The 20,360-nt window shown below is 62.0% G+C and carries 19 protein-coding genes; 12 read left to right on the top strand and 7 right to left on the bottom strand.

Annotated elements, in window-relative coordinates:
* Nucleotides 1-3: 3 nt before the first annotated feature.
* Nucleotides 4-1,011 carry an NAD(P)H-dependent glycerol-3-phosphate dehydrogenase gene (locus tag B5E60_RS04725; protein ID WP_087309871.1) on the bottom strand — a complete coding sequence of 336 codons (1,008 nt, stop codon included), beginning with the start codon at nt 1,009-1,011 and terminating at the stop codon, nt 4-6.
* 313 nt (nt 1,012-1,324) lie between these two features.
* Here B5E60_RS04725 and B5E60_RS04720 point away from each other — a divergent pair, with 313 nt between their 5' ends.
* The 7 genes from B5E60_RS04720 to B5E60_RS04690 all read left to right on the top strand — a co-directional run bounded on the left by B5E60_RS04720 (nt 1,325) and on the right by B5E60_RS04690 (nt 11,133).
* Complete coding sequence (locus B5E60_RS04720) at nt 1,325-2,344, top strand: rod shape-determining protein (protein WP_087309869.1); 1,020 nt, start codon at nt 1,325-1,327, stop codon at nt 2,342-2,344.
* A gap of 92 nt (nt 2,345-2,436) precedes the next feature.
* Entirely contained in the window at nt 2,437-3,291 is an 855-nt protein-coding gene (gene mreC, locus B5E60_RS04715) for a rod shape-determining protein MreC (protein ID WP_087309867.1), read from the top strand.
* 1 nt (nt 3,292) lies between these two features.
* Nucleotides 3,293-3,811: a rod shape-determining protein MreD gene (locus tag B5E60_RS04710; protein ID WP_087309865.1), complete on the top strand. Its 519-nt coding sequence runs from the start codon at nt 3,293-3,295 to the stop codon at nt 3,809-3,811.
* Complete coding sequence (locus B5E60_RS04705) at nt 3,808-5,634, top strand: peptidoglycan D,D-transpeptidase FtsI family protein (RefSeq protein ID WP_087309863.1); 1,827 nt, start codon at nt 3,808-3,810, stop codon at nt 5,632-5,634. The genes B5E60_RS04710 and B5E60_RS04705 overlap by 4 nt, the downstream gene beginning before the upstream one ends.
* On the top strand, nt 5,624-7,069 hold the full coding sequence (rodA, locus tag B5E60_RS04700) for a rod shape-determining protein RodA (protein WP_087309861.1): 1,446 nt from the start codon (nt 5,624-5,626) through the stop codon (nt 7,067-7,069). Before B5E60_RS04705 ends, rodA begins: the two co-directional genes overlap by 11 nt.
* 28 nt (nt 7,070-7,097) lie before the next feature.
* Entirely contained in the window at nt 7,098-9,674 is a 2,577-nt protein-coding gene (locus B5E60_RS04695; RefSeq protein WP_087309859.1) for a calcium-translocating P-type ATPase, PMCA-type, read from the top strand.
* A 22-nt stretch (nt 9,675-9,696) separates the two neighbouring features.
* Nucleotides 9,697-11,133: a phosphatase PAP2 family protein gene (locus B5E60_RS04690; protein WP_239403231.1), complete on the top strand. Its 1,437-nt coding sequence runs from the start codon at nt 9,697-9,699 to the stop codon at nt 11,131-11,133.
* A gap of 146 nt (nt 11,134-11,279) precedes the next feature.
* Here the strand turns inward: B5E60_RS04690 and B5E60_RS04685 are convergent, their stop codons facing one another.
* Complete coding sequence (locus tag B5E60_RS04685; protein WP_143260664.1) at nt 11,280-11,768, bottom strand: hypothetical protein; 489 nt, start codon at nt 11,766-11,768, stop codon at nt 11,280-11,282.
* A gap of 169 nt (nt 11,769-11,937) precedes the next feature.
* Here B5E60_RS04685 and B5E60_RS04680 point away from each other — a divergent pair, with 169 nt between their 5' ends.
* Nucleotides 11,938-12,576: a rubrerythrin gene (locus B5E60_RS04680; RefSeq protein ID WP_087309855.1), complete on the top strand. Its 639-nt coding sequence runs from the start codon at nt 11,938-11,940 to the stop codon at nt 12,574-12,576.
* A gap of 105 nt (nt 12,577-12,681) precedes the next feature.
* Here B5E60_RS04680 and B5E60_RS04675 read toward each other — a convergent pair whose 3' ends face one another.
* Complete coding sequence (locus B5E60_RS04675) at nt 12,682-13,410, bottom strand: YebC/PmpR family DNA-binding transcriptional regulator (protein ID WP_087309853.1); 729 nt, start codon at nt 13,408-13,410, stop codon at nt 12,682-12,684.
* 246 nt (nt 13,411-13,656) lie between these two features.
* On the opposite strand from B5E60_RS04675, the gene B5E60_RS04670 reads away from it, so the two are divergent.
* Genes B5E60_RS04670 through B5E60_RS04660 form a run of 3 tightly spaced genes read left to right on the top strand, consistent with a single transcriptional unit; the run spans nt 13,657 to nt 15,044 of the window.
* Entirely contained in the window at nt 13,657-14,040 is a 384-nt protein-coding gene (locus B5E60_RS04670) for a VOC family protein (protein ID WP_087309851.1), read from the top strand.
* A 7-nt stretch (nt 14,041-14,047) separates the two neighbouring features.
* On the top strand, nt 14,048-14,644 hold the full coding sequence (locus tag B5E60_RS04665) for an L-threonylcarbamoyladenylate synthase (RefSeq protein WP_087309849.1): 597 nt from the start codon (nt 14,048-14,050) through the stop codon (nt 14,642-14,644).
* A gap of 1 nt (nt 14,645) precedes the next feature.
* Nucleotides 14,646-15,044 carry an acyl-CoA thioesterase gene (locus B5E60_RS04660; protein WP_087309847.1) on the top strand — a complete coding sequence of 133 codons (399 nt, stop codon included), beginning with the start codon at nt 14,646-14,648 and terminating at the stop codon, nt 15,042-15,044.
* Here the strand turns inward: B5E60_RS04660 and B5E60_RS04655 are convergent.
* Nucleotides 14,990-16,186, bottom strand: coding sequence for a DMT family transporter (locus B5E60_RS04655; RefSeq protein WP_239403230.1), 1,197 nt, complete (start codon nt 16,184-16,186; stop codon nt 14,990-14,992). The genes B5E60_RS04660 and B5E60_RS04655 overlap by 55 nt on opposite strands.
* Before the next feature lie 104 nt (nt 16,187-16,290).
* Here B5E60_RS04655 and B5E60_RS04650 point away from each other — a divergent pair, with 104 nt between their 5' ends.
* The gene (locus tag B5E60_RS04650; protein WP_087309843.1) at nt 16,291-17,253 is read left to right on the top strand and encodes a DMT family transporter; all 963 of its coding nucleotides are present in this window, start codon (nt 16,291-16,293) and stop codon (nt 17,251-17,253) included.
* Nucleotides 17,254-17,516: 263 nt separating this feature from the next.
* On the opposite strand, the gene B5E60_RS04645 is transcribed toward B5E60_RS04650, so the two are convergent.
* From B5E60_RS04645 to B5E60_RS04635, 3 genes are read right to left on the bottom strand one after another with little or no spacing between them, the layout of a single operon-like run.
* Nucleotides 17,517-18,968 carry a CCA tRNA nucleotidyltransferase gene (locus tag B5E60_RS04645; protein ID WP_239403229.1) on the bottom strand — a complete coding sequence of 484 codons (1,452 nt, stop codon included), beginning with the start codon at nt 18,966-18,968 and terminating at the stop codon, nt 17,517-17,519.
* Nucleotides 18,958-19,605 (bottom strand): GDSL-type esterase/lipase family protein, encoded by a 648-nt coding sequence (locus B5E60_RS04640; RefSeq protein WP_087309841.1) that lies wholly within the window; start codon nt 19,603-19,605, stop codon nt 18,958-18,960. The genes B5E60_RS04645 and B5E60_RS04640 overlap by 11 nt, the downstream gene beginning before the upstream one ends.
* Nucleotides 19,602-20,327 (bottom strand): pyridoxine 5'-phosphate synthase, encoded by a 726-nt coding sequence (locus B5E60_RS04635; RefSeq protein WP_087309839.1) that lies wholly within the window; start codon nt 20,325-20,327, stop codon nt 19,602-19,604. Before B5E60_RS04635 ends, B5E60_RS04640 begins: the two co-directional genes overlap by 4 nt.
* Nucleotides 20,328-20,360: the final 33 nt, after the last annotated feature.

The raw sequence follows: 20,360 nt of genomic DNA, 5'->3' as shown, positions 1-20,360 counted from the left end.
TTGTCAAATGAGTTTGGTTGTCAACAGTTGCATCTCGCGCCGGGCCGACGTCCCTTCGTAAAGCACGCGGTAGACCATCTCGGCGATGGGCATCTCGACGCGGTGGCGCGTATTGATGTGGCGGATGCAGTCGGCGGCGAAGTAGCCCTCGGCCACCATCGTCATCTCGTTCAGTGCGCTCTTCACCGTGCAGCCGTGGCCGATCAGCAGTCCCAGCCGGCGGTTGCGGCTGTAGGTCGAGTAGCAGGTCACCAGCAGGTCGCCCAGATAGGCCGAGACCAGCGTGTTGCGGCGGTCGGGATAGCTCTCCTCCAGGAAGCGCGTCATCTCACCCGCCGAATTGGCAATGAGCACCGCCAGGAAGTTGTCGCCATAGCCGAGCCCCACGGCCAGCCCGACGGCCAGTGCGTAGATGTTCTTCAGTATGGCTGCATATTCGATGCCATAGAGGTCGGTCGAGTAGCTCAGGCGGATGCTCTCGCCGGCGAAGCGCGTCCCGATCAGGCGGGCATTCTCCGGATCGGTGCAGACGACCGTCAGATAGGAGAGCTTTCCGCGCGAGACCTCCTCGGCGTGCGACGGTCCCGTAAAGAGTCCCAACTGCTTGTAGGATAAGTTGTAATGGTCATGAACATACTCCACGACGGTCTGGTAGTCGCCCGGGACGATGCCCTTGATGGCCGAGACGATGAACTTCTCCTTGAGCGAAACGGTCAGCGGCGCCAGGAAATCCTTCAGGTAGGCCGACGGCGTGGCCAGAATCACGATGTCGGCGCGGCTCACCACCTCATCCAGATCGTCCGACACGGCGAGCGTCGCGGGATCGAACTCCAGATCGCTCAGATAGCGCGGATTGCGCCCCTCGCGGCGCAGCGAGGCGAGCACTTCCGGGTTGCGGACATACCATCCCACGCGTTGTCCGTTGGCGGTGAGCAACCCCACCAGAGCCGTAGCCCAGCTTCCATAGCCGATCACCGCACATCGCGCGTCGGTTCCGATTTTGTATTCCATGCAGAAATGCGTTTATTCCACAAACGTTTATTCTACAAAGATAGCAAAATTTGGGAATACCGTCCAACTTTTTGCACGGCTTCGTCGCTCCGCAGCCATTTTCCACAGGCCGCTATCCGGTGCAGCCCCTCTTCTGAAAACGACAAAATCGACGGTCGATGAAAAAAATACGCCCCGTGATGCTCCAATTTCCGAGGGTTTTTGCTACCTTTGTCCAGATATGTCCGCACGCGGGGGCCCGAAAGCCGAATACCCCGCGTATCCAATTGACAATAAACGATTTTAGAAAACATACAGAGTTGGGTGTAGCCTTATGGGAATCTTTTCTTTGACACAGGAGCTGGCCATCGACCTCGGAACGGCCAACACGCTGATAATCCACAACGGCAAGGTCGTTGTCGACGAACCCTCGATCGTCGCCCTCGACGTCCATACCGGCAAACTCGTCGCCATCGGACAGCAGGCCCGCCAGATGCACGAGAAAACCAATCCGAACATCAAGACCATCCGTCCGCTCAAGGACGGCGTGATCGCCGACTTCAACGCCACGGAACTCATGTTGCGCGGCATGATCAAGAAGGTCAAGACCTCCGGAAGCCTCTTCGCCCCGTCGCTGCGCATGGTCATCTGCATCCCCTCGGGTTCGACCAACGTCGAGATCCGCGCCGTGCGCGACTCGGCCGAACACGCCGGCGGCCGCGAGGTCTACATGATCTACGAACCGATGGCCGCCGCCCTCGGAGCCGGCCTCGACGTCGAAGCACCCGAAGGCAACATGGTCATCGACATCGGCGGCGGTACGTCGGAGATCGCCTGCATCTCGCTGGGCGGCATCGTCTGCTCGGAATCGATCAACACGGCCGGCGACGTCTTCACCAACGACATCCAGAGCTACGTCCGCCAGCAGCACAACATCCGCATCGGCGAGCGTACGGCCGAAGCCATCAAATGCTCGATCGGCGCCGCCGTCTCCGACCTGGAGGAGGAGCCCGAGGATTTCGTCGTCACGGGCCCCAACATGCTCACGGCCCTGCCCCAGACCGTCTCGCTCTCCTACAGCGAGATCGCCTATGCCCTCGAGAAGTCGCTCACCAAGATCGACGCCGCCCTGATGAAGGTCCTCGAGTCGATGCCCCCCGAGCTCTATGCCGATATCGTCAAGAACGGCATCTACCTGGCCGGCGGCGGCGCCCTGATCAAGGGACTCGACCGCCGTCTGAGCGAGAAGACCGGCCTTCCGTTCCACATCGCCGAAGACCCCCTGCGTGCCATCGCGCGCGGCACGGGCATCGCCCTGAAGAACATCAACCGCTTCTCGTTCCTCATGCGATAGGGAATCGGCTGGCACATATTTGTTTACGGATTGCGGGCCTCGGTCCGCAATCTGAATTAAGGATCTATCCACATTTTTAACCGCGAATCACCTTGCGAAAGCTGATCGAGTTCATACGGAGCATCTATGTGGCGGTGCTCTTCGTGGTGCTGGAAGCCGTGGCCATCGGCTGCTACGCCCACTCCTCGAGCTACACCCAGGCCCGACTGCTCGCCCGCTCGAATCAGGTTGCGGGCGGGGTCCACGGTCTCTTCGCCGGCATCCGCCGCTACCTCTTCCTCGGACGCGAAAACCGGGATCTGGCCGACCGCGTCGCCCGGCTCGAAGAGCAGCTCGCCCAGTACCAGGAGGCCGAAACCGCCGCCCGGCTCGACTCCTACATGCAGGATATCGGCGAATCGAGATACCACTTCGCCACGGCCGTCGTCGTCGGCAACACCCTCAACCGCATGCAGAACCTCCTGACACTCAACCGCGGCCGCAAGGACGGCATCGAGGAGGAGATGGCCATACTGGCCCCCGACGGAGCCATGGTGGGCTACGTCGTCGCCTGCACCGAACGCTACTCCGTGGCCATGTCGGTGCTCAACACCTCGTTCCGCACCAGCGGCAAGATCGCCGACACGGACTACTCCGGATCGATCTACTGGGACGGCACCGACCCCGGTACGGTCACGCTGGGCGAACTCTCGAAGTATGCCGAACCAAAACCCGGCCAGGAGGTCGTCACGGCTGGTCTGTCGGAGTACTTCCCCGCCGACGTGCTGATCGGCTGGGTCGAAAGCGCCGAACTGAACGAAACCAAAACCTCCTACACCGTACGCGTGCGGCTGGCCGCCGAGATGTCGCGTCTGAACGAGGTGATCCTCGTCGCGGACCGCGACCGCTACGAAATCCGCGAGCTGCAGCAAAGCGATCAGGTCGAACAACATACCCGCTTGAACTGACATGTACCGTACCTTCCCATACCTCGGACTCTTCGTGGCCGCCGTGCTGCTGCAGATCTTCCTGTTCGACAACCTCTCGATCAGCATCTACCTCAACCCGCTGGTCTACATCGTCTTCATCGCCCTGCTGCCGCTCGACGCACAGCCCGTCACGCTGCTGGGCGCCGGGCTGCTGCTCGGCGTAGTGATGGACCTGGCCATGGGTTCGGCCGGCATCAACACCATCGCCACGCTGCCCGTCGCCTTTTTCCGCCCGCAGATAGCCGCCATGATCTGCGGCCGTGAGAATGTCCGCGAAGGGGGTATCCCCTCGCCGGGGCGTCTCGGCTCGCACAAGTTCTTCGTCTACCTGCTGACGCTGACGATGATCCACCATACGCTCTTCTTCCTGCTCGAGGCCCTCTCGTGGAGCCACCTGTTCCACACCGTGGTGCGCATCGTCGTCAGCTCGGCCGTCACGGTGGCCTTCAGCTGGATTATCACCCGCATCTTCACCGCCAAACTCCCCGCACGCGTATGAGTGATTCGGAAAGCTTCCTGAGAATGAGGACCCTGCAGGTCATCGTGATCTTCATCTTCGCGGTGATCCTCCTGCGGCTGGCCTACATACAGCTCTTCGACCGGCGTTACGCGGAGCTGGCCGAGGCCAACGTCCTGCGCCACGTCGTACAGTACCCGCCGCGCGGCGAGGTCTTCGACCGCAACGGTGAATACCTCGTCCAGAGCCGCGAGTGCTACGACCTGATGGTCATCTACCGCGAAATCGACCGGCGCGGATTCGACACCGCCCGGCTGTGCGAGGTGGCCGGCATCTCGCGCGAAAAGCTCGATCGCGAACTCGCCAACGCCCGGGTCCGCCCCCGCGCCCCGCGGCTGATCACGAGCTACATCCCCAAGGAGGACAAACTGCGCTTCGACGAGGGCAACTTCCGCGGCTTCTACACCGTCTACCGCACCGTGCGGCAGTATCCGCGCAAGATCGGCGGCAACCTGCTGGGCTACGTCAGCGAGGTGAACGACACCTATCTCAAACGGCATCCCGAATACAAGGTGGGCGACTACGTCGGCATGAGCGGCGTGGAGTCGGCCTACGAGCCCGAGCTGAAGGGCAAGAAGGGGGTCAAGATCCAGGAGATCGACACCCACGGCGCCATCAAGGGCTCTTACCTGAACGGCCGTTACGACTCGGTGCCCGAACCGGGCAAATACCTCGTCAGCACGATCGACGCACGGCTGCAGCTGCTCGGCGAGGAGTTGATGCGCGGCAAGGTCGGCGCCGCGGTGGCCATCGAGCCCTCGACGGGTGAAATCCTGATGATGGTCTCCTCGCCGACGTACGACCCCGACGAGCTGGTGGGCCGCGAACGCGGCAACAACTACATGAAGATGCTCTACAACAAGCGCAAGCCGCTGTTCAACCGTGCCGTGAAGGCCAAATACCCTCCGGGCTCGACCTTCAAGCTGGTGCAGGGGCTGATCGGCCTGCAGGAGGGGGTGCTGCACCCGTCGGACCTGCACGTCTGCCACAACGGCTACCAGGCCGGACGCCTCAAGATGGCCTGCCACTCCCACGCCTCGCCGCTCGACCTGCGCTTTGCGGTGGCCACCTCGTGCAACGCCTATTTCTGCTACGTCTTCCGCGACATCCTCGACAACCCGAAATACGGCAGCGTCAAGGAGGGCTTCGACGTCTGGAAGGAGTATGTCGAGAGTTTCGGATTCGGCCGCAAGCTCGGTTCGGACTTTCTGGACGAGGGCAACGGATATGTCCCCGACCGCGCCTACTACGACCGCCAGTACCGCGGTTCGTGGAACTCGCTGACGGTCCTCTCGCTCTCGATCGGACAGGATGCCCTGGGCTGCACGCCGCTGCAGCTGGCCAACCTGGCCTGCATCATCGCCAACCGCGGCTACTACTACATCCCGCACATCGTCAAGCGCATCGAGGGTCGGGATTCGCTCGACCGCCGCTTCTACGAACGCCACTACACGAAGGTCGACCCGAAACACTTCGACCCGATCGTCGAGGGCATGTGGCGCGGCGTGAACGTCGGCGGCACCTCGACGATGGCCCGGCTCGAGGGTTGGGACGTCTGCGGCAAAACCGGTACGGCCGAAAACCCCCGCGGCCGCGACCACTCGACCTTCCTGAGCTTCGCCCCGAAGGACAACCCGCGGATCGCCATCTCGGTCTACGTCGAAAACGGCGGTTTCGGCGCCACGTCGGCCCTGCCGATCGCCAGCCTGCTCGAGGAGTACTACCTCACGGATACGATCCGACGTCCGGCCCTGCTGGAATATGTCAAGAACATGCAACTCTATTACCCGGCCTATGACAAGTAACCGGCATACAGGCATTTTCGACGGCGTCGACCGCGGTACGGTGCTGCTCTACGTCCTGATCGTCCTGGCAGGATTCGTCTCGATCATCTCCGCCTCGTACGACGACACCATCGCCCGGACCTTCTCCTTCTCGCACTTCTACATGAAGCAGCTCATCTGGATCGGTGTGGCCTGGACCACGGCACTGGTCGTGCTGCTGCTCGACGAACGCTTCTACCACATGTTCGCCTATCCGGCCTACTTCGCCGGACTGGCGCTGCTCGTTGCCGCGCTGCTCTTCGGCCGCGAGGTCAACGGCGCCAAGGCCTGGTTCGAATTCGGATCGGTGCGCGTCCAGCCCGTCGAGTTCGCCAAGATCGCCACGGCCCTGGCCCTGGCCCGCGTGATGAGCAACTACTCCTTCTCGATCAACCGCCCGGGCGACCTCTTCAAGGTGGCCCTGGTCATCTGCATCCCGCTGCTGATCATCATCCTGCAGAACGACACCGGTTCGGGCATTGTCCTCTGCTCGTTCCTCTTCGTCCTCTACCGCGAGGGGCTCAACAAGTGGCTGTGCATCCCGGTGCTGCTGATCGGCGCGCTGTTCATCGTCTCGTTCCTGCTCTCGCCGATGGTGCTGCTCGTGACGCTGATTCTGGTCTGCACGCTCTCGGAGGCAATGATGAACGGGCAGTGGCGCTCGCGGATCATCTTCCTGGCGGCGCTGATGCTCTCGAGCATCCTGCTCTGTCTGGTCGCAGCCCTGGTGAGCCCCGGCAAGCTGGACATCTACCACAGCCTGCTCATCATGACCGCCGTGGCCGTGCTCTTCGTCGCGGGATACGCCCTGCGCACCCATCTGACGAACCTCTTCATCCTCATCGGACTGTTCGTCGGGTCGATGATCTTCCTCCCGACGACCGACTACATCTTCAACTCGATCCTCAAGCAGCACCAGCGCGACCGCATCCTGAGCTTCCTGGGTATCATGAGCGACCCGCTGGGCACGGACTACAACGTCAACCAGGCCAAGATCGCCATCGGTTCGGGCGGGCTCTTCGGCAAGGGGTTCCTGCACGGCACCCAGATCAAATACGGTTTCGTCCCCGAAAAACACACCGACTTCATCTTCTGCACCGTCGGCGAAGAGTGGGGATTCCTCGGCACGACCTTCGTGCTGACGCTGCTGTGCCTGCTGATCCTGCGGCTGATGCGCATGGGCGAACGGCAGGAGGAGCCCTTCGGCCGCATCTACTGCTACTGCGTGGCCTCGATCCTGCTGTTCCACGTGCTGGTGAACGTCGGCATGACCATCGGCCTGATGCCCGTCATGGGTATTCCGCTGCCGTTCATGAGCTACGGCGGATCGTCGCTCATCGCCTTCACGATCCTGCTCTTCATCGCCATCCGTCTGGATGCCTCCACCCGCCACTTCTCCCTCAACCGCATCGCCTGACAACACCCTGCATACACCCAAAAAAACCATGATACGCTACAACCCCAAAGGACTGACCTCCGCCGAGGTCGAAAAGAGCCGCTCGGAACACGGCAACAACGTCATCACCCCGCCGAAGGATGACTCGGCGTGGAAACTGCTGCTCGAAAAGTTCCGCGACCCGATCATCCGCATCCTGCTGCTGGCCGCCGTGCTGTCGCTGGCCATCGGCTTCGTCCACCAGGATTTCACCGAGTCAATCGGCATCATCTGCGCCATCATCCTGGCCACGTGCGTGGGCTTCTGGTTCGAGTGGGACGCCCAACGGCGCTTCCGCCGCCTGAACCAGGTCAACGACGACATTCCGGTCAAGGTGATGCGCGAGGGCTCGATCCGCGAAATCCCGCGCCGCGACGTGGTCGTGGGCGACGTGGTCTACATCGAAGGGGGCGAGACCGTCCCGGCCGACGGCGAACTGGTCGAGGCCGTCTCGCTGAAGATCAACGAATCGACCCTCACGGGCGAACCCGAGGTCGACAAAACGGTCGACCCGGCACACTTCGATCCCGAAGCGACCTATCCGTCGAACGTCGCCATGCGCGGCACGACGGTTGCGGACGGCTACGGCGTGATGGTCACCACGGCCGTGGGCGACCGCTCCGAGGCGGGGCGCGTCACCGAGCAGTCGACCGTCCAGAGCGACGAACAGACCCCGCTCGACCGCCAGCTGACCCGCCTTTCGCACCTGATCGGGCGCGTGGGCATCCTTCTCTCGGTGCTGATCTTCTGCGTCATGCTGGGCAAGGCCTTTCTCGTCGGAGACTTGCTCCAGCAGGACTGGCTCACCATCTCGCAGCACGTACTGAACATCTTCATGGTCTCGGTGGCCATCATCGTCATGGCCGTGCCCGAGGGACTTCCGATGTCGATCACCCTCTCGCTGGCGATGTCCATGCGGCGGATGCTGAAGACGAACAACCTCGTGCGCAAGATGCACGCCTGCGAGACGATGGGCGCCGTGACGGTCATCTGCACCGACAAGACCGGTACGCTGACCCAGAACCGCATGCACGTCCAGGAGCTGGTGCGCTACGACGAACTCCCGGAGCGCGAATTTGCCGAGGTGGTGGCGCTCAACTCCACGGCCTTCCTCGATGCCGAGGGCAAGATCATCGGCAATCCGACGGAAGGGGCGCTGCTCGAATGGATGCGGCGCGACGGTCACGACTACGAGACGCTGCGCGCCGGAGCGAAGATCATCGACCGGCTGACCTTCTCGACCGAACGCAAATACATGGCCACGATCATCGAAAGCGGCCTCACGGGGCGCCGTCTGCTCTGCGTCAAGGGGGCGCCGGAGATCGTGCGCGCGATGTGCGCCGCCGACGGGCTCGACGAAAAGGTTACCGCCCAACTCACCGCCTTCCAGAACCGCGCCATGCGGACGCTGGCCGTTGCCTGGGCCGAAACCGCGGCGACGAACTGCACCGAGGCCGTCCGCGCCGGCGGGCTGCACTTTGCGGCCGTGGCGGCCATCTCGGACCCCGTGCGCGAAGATGTTCCGGCAGCCGTCGGGCAGTGCCTGCGGGCCGGCATCGCCGTGAAGATCGTCACGGGCGACACCCCCGCCACGGCGCGTGAAATCGCCCGCCAGATCGGTCTCTGGAACGACGCCGTGGACGGCAATCGCAACCACATCACCGGAGCGGAGTTTGCCGCCATGAGCGACGAGGAGCTGCTCGGCAGGGTCCAGGAGCTGAAGATCATGTCGCGGGCCCGTCCGCTCGACAAACAGCGGCTGGTCAAGCTGCTGCAGCAGTGTGGCGAGGTGGTCGCCGTGACGGGCGACGGCACGAACGACGCCCCGGCACTGAACTTCGCCAACGTCGGCCTGTCGATGGGTTCGGGAACCTCCGTAGCGAAGGATGCCTCGGATATCACGCTGCTCGACGACTCGTTCACGTCGATCGCCACGGCCGTCATGTGGGGGCGCTCGCTCTACCGCAACATCCAGCGCTTCGTCCTCTTCCAGCTGACGATCAACGTCGCCGCCATCCTGATCTGCTTCATCGGTTCGATTTTCGGCACCGAGATGCCGCTGACCGTCGTGCAGATCCTCTGGGTCAACATCATCATGGACACCTTCGCCGCCATGGCCATGGCCTCGCTTCCGCCGAGCCCCGAGGTCATGCAGGACAAACCCCGCTCGCGCGACGAATTCATCATCTCGCGGTCGATGGCCCGCACGATCTTCACCTGCGCCGGCGTGATGGTCGTCGCGCTGCTGGGGATGCTCTTCGGCTGGACGCTGCGCGACGGAGGCCTCTCAGTTCACCAGCTGACGATCTTCTTCTCGACGTTCGTCTTCCTGCAGTTCTGGAACATGTTCAACGCCAAGGGATTTGAAACCCGCCACTCGGTCTTCACCCATCTGAAGGGCTGTCGCGAATTCTTCCTGATCCTGGCCGCCATTGCCGTCGGTCAGATTCTGATCGTCGAGTTCGGCGGGCAGGTCTTCCGCACCGTGCCGCTGTCGTGGCCGGAATGGGCCGAGATCATCGGACTGACCTCGCTGCTGGCTTTCGGAGGTGAAGCCGTCCGGGCGCTGGGCCGCAGGAGAAAATAAAAATTTCCGAAAAAAGACCGACATGATGCTCAAACCACAGGCTCTCGCACTGTTCGTCGCGCTGCTGCTCTTCAGCCTCAAGGCTCGGGCACAACTCCGTGACAGCACAGCCCTGCAACCCGACAGCATCCTCCTGCAGCAGCGTGGCAACACGGCCCTGACGCCCGACAGCAGCATCTCCCTGCAGAGCAACAATTCGGTCCTGCAGCACAGCTACACACACCTGCGCCGCGACAGCGTGGACTGGAGCGCCGGCGGCGCATTCCGCAGGCGGATCGACCGCCACACCTCGACGAAAGCCTACCGGATGCTCTTCATCGGTACGCCACTGATCGTCGGCGGCGTCATCATGCAGAGCTACGACCGGCATTTCCAGCGTCTGAGAAACGGCCACGTCCCTTCGTTTCACCAGAAGTACGACGACTGGCTGCAGTATGCCCCGGCAGGAGCGATGCTGGCCATGAAGGCGTGCGGTGTCAAGAGCCGCAGTTCGTGGGGCCGGATGCTGGTTTCGGACGCCTTCTCGGCCGGACTGATGGCCATCGCCGTCAACTCGCTCAAGTACACGTGCCGCGTCATGCGCCCCGACGGTTCGACGCGCAACTCCTTCCCCTCGGGCCACACCGCCACGGCCTTCATGACCGCCACGATGCTCCACAAGGAGTACGGCCACCTCAGCCCCTGGTACAGTATCGGCGGATATGCCGTGGCCACGGCCACCGGCGTCACGCGGCAGCTCAACAACCGCCACTGGATGAGTGACGTGATGGTCGGAGCCGGCATCGGCATCCTGGTCGCCGAATTCGGCTACTTCCTGGCCGATCTGATCTTCAAGGAGCGGGGACTGAACGTCTACGAAACCTTCTCGGTCCATGACCGCTACCGCCACCCGTCGTTCGTGGGATTCGCCATCGGCGTGATGACTATCCCCGGCAACTACACCACCCGCGAAGGGATGCGCATGCGTTTCCACGCGGGCCCCACGACCGGTGTTCAGGGAGCCTGGTTCGCCTCGCCCTACTGGGGAATCGGCGGGAGACTGACTTGTTCGAACCTCCGCACGGAGATCAACAGTGTCATCCAGGACGACAACTTCAAAAGTGCCTCGGTCTATGTCGGCCCCTACTTCTCGTATCCCGTCTCGCTACGTTGGCAGGTGGGTTCGAAACTCCTCGGCGGCTACGAATTCTACAAACGGTTCAAAACCTCGTTCGGCGACATTCCGGGACGCAACGGCGCCGCCTTCGCCACGGGTGTCTCGACCACCTATCTGGCCACGCAGAACCTCGGCGTACGCTTTGCCGTGGATTACGACCTGGCGCCGTCGCTCGTCCGCGGTTCGGGCGAGCCGCTGCACAAACTCTCCTTCGGCATCGAGGTCTGCGCCGTCTTCTGGCCCTCCGGAAGAGGAAAGGCGACCGCCCGGAGCATGGAGAGGGCAAATGGGGCGAGAAAATAGCCCGAAGAGAGGGACGAAAGGCTCGCACAAAAGGCTCACCGGAGAGAGGAACGGAAGGGTCCGAAGGAGCGGACTGCAAACGGCCCGAAAGATAAACGGGCTGCCGACGATCGGCAGCCCGTTTATCTTTCGGAACAAATGAAATATCAGAGCAGCGGCAATACGGACTCGCTCCGCGAAGGCAGCGTAACAGGAGCCTCCTTCACGTAATCGGGAATTACAACCCGTTCGTAGACCGATTCGATCTGCTCGTCGAGCGAAACAAGCCGCAATTCGGTATCGGTCATCGACTCGACCCGATAGCTGTGCGCCCAGGGCTCACCATCGGAATAGGCCCCCGAAAGGATCGTTCCGTTTTCGGAATCGGCCGTCATGCGACACGTCCCGGTGTAGGGGACATATCCGGCCGAAGTGAGATTGCCGATCTGCTGATAGAGCGTAAAACGATCCGTTCCAAGCTCCAGATAGACCCGCCCGGAGAGGGTCGTATCCTCGTTCCAGGAGATCAACATCCAGCCATTGGGTTGGATGGCAACACCTCCGTCTCCCCCATCATTTCCCTTTTTCGAGCAGGAAACCCCTGCAACGGCCAGCATCACGACGGCACAAACACCAAGTAGAAAATTCAAGCGCATGGACGACTCATTTTTTAAGCGACAGCAACTATGTGAGGTTTGCAAAGTTAGAAATTGATTCAGGAAATCCAAAACCGCGATCCGAAAAACCATTTTCTGACCAGCTTTTCCGCCCGCTGGCACAAAAAATGCACCACACCAAGCATCCCTTGGACAAAATCCGTCTGCAATGAAAATACGTCTGTTGCTGATCCTGCTGTTGTTCGTCGCATCGGTCGGGGTGCTCGTCTGGCTCTACGACGGGAAGGCCTTCCTGCCTCCGAAGCACGCCCGTTCGACGTGGCATGAAATCACGGCCGACCTGGAGGCCTGCGGACACCGCAAACATCTCAAGGCGCGTCAATACCGGCATTTTGCGAAGATCGCGGCCGCCGAGCATCAATACCCGGCCGAACGGCTCTTCCGGGCCATAGCCTGCTCCGAAGAGCTGCAGGAGCAGAACCTTGCTGCAGCCATTCACCGTCTGGGCGGCAACTACACACCCCCTGGGGATATTGCCCTGTACGGCAGTTCGACGGCCGGCAACCTGGAGCGCTGCATCGGGATCGAACGCTACCGCTTCGGCCGACATTCCGACGCGGAGATCCGACGGGTCATGAGCCGCGGGAACCGTTATGCCGCCCGGCTGCAGGTCTGGGCCGCGGCAAATGATCTGCGCCAGATCGTGCTGCTGGAGAGTCTGGAGCGGAACTCCGCGTCGGGATTTGCCGTCTGCCCCCGGTGCGGGAATCTCTACGCGACGACGTATCTCGACCGCTATTGTCCGCACTGTCTGACCGCCGGCGAGGAGTTCATCCGTTTCGAGTAGTCGGGCCGGCGGCATCACGCCACACAAAAAAAGCCGGACACGAAGCGTTGCAATCACATCCGCGCTCCATATCCGGCAAAAATTCGGGCCGCAGCCTTCCTCTGACTACTCCTCCTCGGCGTCGGGCTCCTTCATCGTGTGGTAGACGTTCACCACGTCGTCATCCTCCTCGAGGCGCTCGACGAGTTTCTCGACCGATTCGCGACCCTCGGCATCGAGTTCCTTCGTATCGGTCGGAATACGCACCGACTCACCCGATACGATCTCGAAGCCCTTGTCGTCGAGCCACTTCTGGATGGCACCGAACGACTCGTAGGGGGCATAGACCGTGATGCCGTCCTCTTCGGGGTAGAACTCGTCCACACCCAGGTCGATCATCTCCAGCTCGAGTTCCTCGGGATCGACGTTCGGAGCCTTGAACTTGAAGACGCACTTGTGGTCGAAGAGGAAGCCCACCGAGCCGCTGTTGCCCAGCGTACCGCCGCATTTGTTGAAGTGCATGCGGATGTTGGCCACCGTACGGTTGGTGTTGTCCGTGGCCGTCTCGACCAGGAAGGCGATTCCGTGAGGGCCGTATCCCTCGTAGATGACCTCCTTGTAGTCGGCCGCATCCTTCTCCGTGGCACGTTTGATCGCACGCTCGATATTCTCCTTGGGCATGTTCTCGGCCTTGGCGTTCTGGATCAGAATGCGCAGACGCGTATTGCCCGAGGGATCCGCTCCGGCGGCCTTCACGGCGATTTCGATCTCCTTACCCAGTTTGGTGAAGGTGCGGGCCATGTGCCCCCAACGCTTCAACTTCCGCGCTTTGCGGTATTCAAAGGCTCTTCCCATAAATAATGATGAATTTATTTTTTCGGATTTTTTCTTTCAGAGTGCAAAGGTATAAAATTCAGAAAAAAAAAGGAAACGCCGACAAAAATATTCCGCACGAATCTCCTTTCCGAAGCGGAGATTGTCAGAGGAATTGCCTATTTTTGCAGCGGAAACCGCCCGGCCGGGGCCGATCCGAAGGCAACACCCGGCACCGAACCGCCGCCCCGCCGGCAAACCTTTGCAACACGTAAAAAAGAGAATACCATGGAGATCAAAAGCCGTTTCGACCATTTCAACGTCAATGTCACCGATCTGGACCGCAGTCTGAAATTCTACGACAAGGCCCTGGGGCTGAAGGAGATCAGCCGTCAGAAGGCCGCCGACGGATCCTACGAGATCGTCTTCGTCGGCGACGGCGAGTCGTCGTTCAAACTCGAGCTGACGTGGCTGCGCGACCACGCCGCCACGCCCTACGAACTGGGTGACAACGAAAGCCACCTCTGCGTGCGCGTGGCCGGCGATTACGACGCCGTGCGCGAGTATCACCGTGCGATGGGCTGCCTCTGCTTCGAGAACCACGAGATGGGACTCTACTTCATCAACGATCCCGACGACTACTGGATCGAGATCCTTCCGCTGAAAAAATAACAAGGCCATGCAGAACATCAGCGACAAGAAGAACGCCCCCCTGCAGGAGGAGGTCGAACGCGCCGTCGAGGTGCTGCGCCGTGGCGGCATCATCCTCTACCCCACCGATACGGTCTGGGGCATCGGCTGCGACGCCACCAACGCCGAGGCCGTCGACCGCATCTACCGCCTCAAACGCAGCGAAAACAAGAAATCGATGCTCGTGCTGTGCGCCTCGGCCGACATGGTCGTGCGCTATGTCAACCGCGCACCCGGCATCGCCTTCGAGGTGATGGAGATGGCCACCACCCCGCTGACGGCCATTCTGCCCGGTGCCGCGGGCGTCGCCCCGAACCTCATCCCCGACGAGGGGACGCTCGGCGTCAGGATCCCCGACCACGAGTTCTGCCGGCGCATGCTGCGCGCCCTGGGACGCCCCGTGGTCTCGACCTCGGCCAACATCTCCGGCCAGCCGACGGCCGTCGGACTGCAGGACGTCGCACAGGAGATCGTCGACGGCGTCGACTTCGTCGTCAATCCCCGTTTCGAAGGCAAACCCACCCGCAAGGCTTCGTCGATCATTGCGTTCGGCGAAGGCGGCGAGGTCAAGATCATCCGCGAATAAGATGGCACGCACGCTTGTCACCCCCATCCAGAAACGCTTCTCGGACGTCGATCCCTTCCAGCACGTCAACAACGTCTCGCAGCAGATGTACTTCGACGTCGGCAAGATGGAGTATTACGATCGGGTGCTCGGCGGCGCCGACGCCCTGCTGGGCGATCTGCGCATCGTCACCGTCTCGACCTCAACCTCCTACATGGGCCAGGTGCGCATGACCGATCCGGTACGCATCACCACCACCTGCGAACGGGTCGGCAACAAGAGCCTCACGCTCTTCCAGCAGCTGCTCGTCGGCGACGAAGTGCGCAGCGAGAGCCGTTCGGTGATGGTCGTCTTCGACTTCCCGAATCAGTGTTCGCGCCCCGTTCCCGACGAGTGGCGCGAGCATCTGACGGCCGAATAGAGCGGCAGCCGCCCGTCGCTGCGCAGCGGCGGAAGATCCGGATGGCGCAGCGGCGGAAGATCCGGATGGCGCAGCGGCGAGAAGAATGAGCCGGGCGCAGCGAGGGGCGAGCCAGATGAAAGGGAAGAAGTGAGAGTCGAAGCGGGTGAGGCAATTGCGGCAGCGGAACCCGATGAAGGGACCTCGGCCGAAGAGTCCCGACGGGCATGACGGCGGCGGGGATGATGCAGGCTGTAATGATACCCCACGGCCACGAGAATCACCCCCGTGAAGATGCATCCGGCGGCAGTGAGATTCACGGCATTGAAGTGCGCCTGCCCGCGGGTGACGGCCAAAATACCCGCCGCCAGAGGCTGAATGTAGCGGTAAAGGGCCGTATGGACGGCCGTGAGCTTCTCCGTGCCGCGGTAGAGCAGGTACATCGGCAGCACGGTTCCCAGCACGAGGATGTAGGCCAGTTCGGCCTGGGCGCCGAGCGGCAGCCGCAGGAAATCCGTGTGGTCGACATACCGCCAGAAGAAGGGAGCCGTCACGGCCAGTCCGATGATGTAGTACCATCCCATCACCACCAGCGTGCCGTGGCGCTCGAGCTGCGGTTTGATCAGCACCGTATTGGCGGCTATGGCCACCACGGCCAGCAGCACGAAGAGATTGCCTTCGGCCTGGCTGCCACGCGTGAGCTCGAAGCCCTGGTTGAAGAGCAGAATCCCCGCCCCGAGCAGAGAAATCACGATCCCGACGGCGCGTCCCGGCAGATAGCGGTGCGGATGCAACAGGTGGTCCAGCAGCAGCGTGATGGCCGGACCGAGCGTCGCGATGACCGAAGCGTCGATCGGCGAGGTGGCCGACGCCCCCTTGAGCAGCAGGTACATCCATCCGTAGACGACCAGCAGCGAGACGAGCAGGATCTTCCCGGCATCGCGCCACCCGAGGCGGAAGGCCCCGCGCGAAAACAGCGCAAAGGGGATGAAAAACAGTGCCGCCGAAAGGACCTGCAACATGAAGATCTGTTCGAAATCCAGCCAGTTGCGCGAGAGCGAGACATAGAACGAAAAGTCCGCTCCGAAAAAGAGGTTGGCGAAGATCAGGTCGAAGTGATAATGCGTCTTTCCCACGAATGCTTCACCCGGCAATTTTCGCACCGAACCGATTTTTACGTATCTTTGCCGCGGCATTCGGCCCGCAAAGAGGGCCGGCGCCAGAATCAAACAACCGTAAATTCCTTCCATTCACACCCTACGCGACGATGGACAAAGGAAAACTCAAAGGTCATGCAGCCCTCTGGGCCGCCAACATCATCTGGGGTCTCAACGCCCCGATCGGCAAAAGCGTACTGGTCTCGGCGGCCAACCCCTCGGGGATCAGCCCCTTTGCCATGAGCGTCTACCGCATGGTGGGGGCGGCACTGCTCTTCTGGGCCGCATCGCTCTTCCTGCCCCGCGAGCGGGTTTCGCGCCGCGACATCGTGCTGCTGTTCTTCGCCTCGCTGTTCGGCATCCAGCTGAACCAGATGCTCTTCCTCTGGGGGCTGTCGCTCACCTCGCCGATCGACACCTCGATCATCTCGACGATCGTTCCCGTGCTGACGATGGTCCTGGCCACGCTCTTCCTGCGCGAACCGATCACCTGGCTCAAGGCCGGCGGCGTCTTTCTCGGATGCGCCGGGGCCGTGATTCTGGTACTGGCCAGCCAGCACGGCGCAGGGCATACCTCGAGCATCAAGGGCGACATTCTCTGCATTGTCAGCGCCATCAGCTATGCCACCTACCTCACGGCCTTCCGCGATGTCATCGTACGCTATTCGCCCGTCACCTCGATGAAGTGGATGTTTCTCTTTGCGGCCGTCGTCGCCGTGGGGATCTACTACCGACCGCTCATCGAGGTCGACTACGCATCGCTTTCGCCGCGCACATGGGGCGGCATCGCCTTCGTGGTCATCGGGGCCACGTTCCTCTCCTACCTGCTGGTACCCATTGCGCAGCGTTATCTGCGGCCGACGGTCGTCTCGATGTACAACTACGTGCAACCGGTGGTGGCCGTGCTCTTCACCGTAGCCATCGGGCTCGATACGTTCGGTCCGACCAAGGGGTTCGCTGCGCTGTGTGTCTTTGTCGGGGTATGGCTGGTCACCAAGTCGAAGTCCCGCGCCCAGCTGGAGGCCGAGAAGGCGCAGAAGAAGACGACCGAAAAACCGGCCGCCGAAAAATAGGAGCCAAGCGAAAGACCGAGAAGCCGGGGGAGCCCAAGGTACCGGAAAGACGGAGGAGCCGAGAAACCGAAAAGACAGAGGCGCCGAGAGGACAGAGGTGCGGGGTTCAGAGGAGCCGGGAAGACAGAGGAGCCGGAGAAGCCGAAAAACCGGGAAGACAGCCAGAGAATCCAGAAACGTCGGAGGTATTCATCCAAAAGAAGGGCGAAACCTTTTTGCAGGTTTCGCCCTTCTTCGCTCTTTCGCTCCGGGATTCCGCTCCGTCAGGCCCCGGGCTCGGCGGAAGCATCCGCCTGTGCCGGTTCTCCGGCCTTGACCAGACCGCGTTCCGTCGCCAGCCGCTCCATCAGTGCGTAGGCCGCCCCGTATTCGTTCGGAATCTCGCCGTCGAGGATCGCATTCTTGATCACCTCCTTGATCTCGCCGATGACGCGGCAGGGGCCGATGCCGTAGGTCTGCATGATGATCTCACCCGTAATCGGCGGCTGGAAGTTGCGGATCCGGTCGCGCTCCTCGAGATCCTTCATCTTGCGGCGCACCAGCTCAAAGTTGGCCAGATAACGTTTCACCTTGGCGTCGATGCCCGAGGTGATGTCGGCCTCGCAGAGGGTCATCAGCGCCTCGACGTCGTCGCCCGCCTCGAACAACAGCCGCCGCACGGCCGAATCGGTCACCAGATCCTCCGAGAGGATGATCGGCCGCAGGTGGAGGAAAACCAGCTTCCGGACGAACTTCATGTGCTCGTTCAACGGGAGCTTCAGCTGGCGGAAGATCGCCGGCACCATCTTCGAACCGACGACCTCGTGGCCGTGGAAGGTCCACCCCACGCGTGGGTCGTAAGCCTTGGTCAGCGGCTTGCCGATGTCGTGCAGAATCGCCGCCCAGCGCAGCCACAGATCGTCCGAACGCCGCGCCACGTTGTCCAGCACCTTCAGCGTATGGATGAAGTTGTCCTTGTGGGCGTGTTTGCCGCGGCGCTCGACCCCCTTGAGGTTGTGCATCTCGGGGAAGATCAACTTCAGAAGGCCCGTCATTTCGAGCAGTTCGAAACCGATCGAGGGGACGGGCGAGGCGACGATCTTGTTCAGTTCGACGGCAATCCGCTCGCGCGAAACGATGCGGATGCGTTCGGCATTGCGGGCAATGGCGTCGAAGGTCTCCTCCTCGATCGTGAAGCCCAGCTGCGCAGCGAAGCGCACGGCGCGCATCATCCGCAGCGGATCGTCCGAGAAGGTGACGTCCGGATCGCACGGCGTGCGGATGATGCAATCCTCCAGATCGGACATCCCGTCGAAGGGATCGACCAGTTCGCCGAAGGTCTCGGCGTTGAGCGACCAGGCCATCGCATTGATCGTAAAGTCACGGCGGCGCTGGTCATCCTCGAGCGTTCCGGGCGAGACCTCCGGTTTGCGCGAATCGTGCGTATAGGACTCCTTGCGGGCCCCCACGAACTCCACCTCGATGCCGCGAGCCCGGACCATGGCCGTACCGAAGGTCTTGAAGATGGACACCCTGGTCCTCAACTCGCGGCCCAGGGCCTCGGCCAGCGCAATGCCGCTCCCGACGACCACCACGTCGATGTCCGTCGACGGACGCCGCAGGTAGTAGTCGCGTACGTAGCCCCCGACGACGAAGGCCCGCACCCCCTGTTCGTCGGCAAGGCGCGAGATCTGACGGAATATCGGATTCGAAAGCGGCACGCGGTTACTTGACATGGATCCTGATCGCATCGCGCCATACCAGATAACCCGCCCCCATCAGGTGCAGGCCGTCATTCGTATAACGGCGGTCGAGCCGCCCCTCGTCGTCGGCCAGCGCCCCCCACACGTCGAGATAGGTGACCCCCTTCTGGTGGCACAAAGCCTCGAGACGCTTGTTCGTCGGGACGATCAGATGCGCGTGTTCATAATGGCTGCGGTATTTCGTGAATCCCTCGCCGTTGACCGGCAGGATGCTCTGTACGTAGATCTTCGTCCATTTCGACTCCCGCTGGAAGCGGTCGATCAGCCGCTCGACGTCGCGCACGATCTCGTCGGGCGTGCGTCCCGCCGCCAGATCGTTCGTGCCGATCATTAGGAAGAGCTTCTTGGGATGGGCCGTCAGAATCGAGTCGAGCCGCCCGAGCAGCCAGTCCGAACGGTCGCCGCTGATGCCGCGGTTCTTGACGTGGCGGTTCTGGAAGAGTTCGGCCCACTCGCAGCCGTCGGTGATCGAATTGCCCACAAAGACGATGTCGCTCGAGTGGAGCGGCAGCACGTCGAAAAGGCTTCGCCGCTGGAAGTGATACTCCCCCTGAGCGAAGGCCGCCCCCGCAACGAGCAGGGCCGCGGCAAGAAGCAGCAGTCGTTTCATTCCTGTACGGTTTTCAGTTCGCGGCGGTAGAGCTGCACGGTATTCTCCAGCCCGTAGTAGAGGGCGTCGCAGATCAGCGCATGGCCGATCGAGACCTCGTCGGTCCAGGGGATGCGGGAGATGTAGTAGCGGAGGTTCTCCAGCGAGAGGTCGTGACCGGCATTGAGCCCCAGCCCCTGCCGCCGCGCCTCCTCGGCCGCCGCCACGTAGGGGGCAACGGCCGCCTCGGGATGCTGCGCATACCGGCTGGCATACCCCTCGGTGTAGAGCTCCACGCGGTCGGCGCCGCATGCCCGGGCCCCGGCCACCATCGCCGGCAGGGGGTCGACGAAGATCGAGACGCGGATGCCGTGCCGATGGAAGCGGCGCGTCACCTCGCTCAGGAATTCACGGTGGGCAAGCGTATCCCAACCGGCATTCGAGGTAATGGCGTCGGCGGCGTCGGGGACCAGCGTCACCTGCGTCGGGACGACCTCCGTCACCAGGTCGATGAACGACGGAATGGGGTTGCCCTCGATGTTGAATTCGGTGGTGAGCACCCGTTTCAGATTCCGCACGTCGTCGTAGCGGATGTGGCGTCCGTCGGGGCGCGGGTGCACCGTGATGCCGTCGGCCCCGAAACGCTCGATGTTGCGCGCCGCGAGGATCACGTCCGGAAGATTTCCTCCCCGGGAGTTGCGGATGACGGCAATCTTATTGATGTTTACACTCAACTTTGTCATAAAATCCGTATATTTGCTCTCGATATGCCGGAA

The organism is Alistipes sp. An116, from assembly GCF_002161005.1.
In the GTDB taxonomy this organism is placed as follows: domain Bacteria; phylum Bacteroidota; class Bacteroidia; order Bacteroidales; family Rikenellaceae; genus Alistipes; species Alistipes megaguti.
This window is presented reverse-complemented; position numbering and strand designations above follow the sequence as displayed.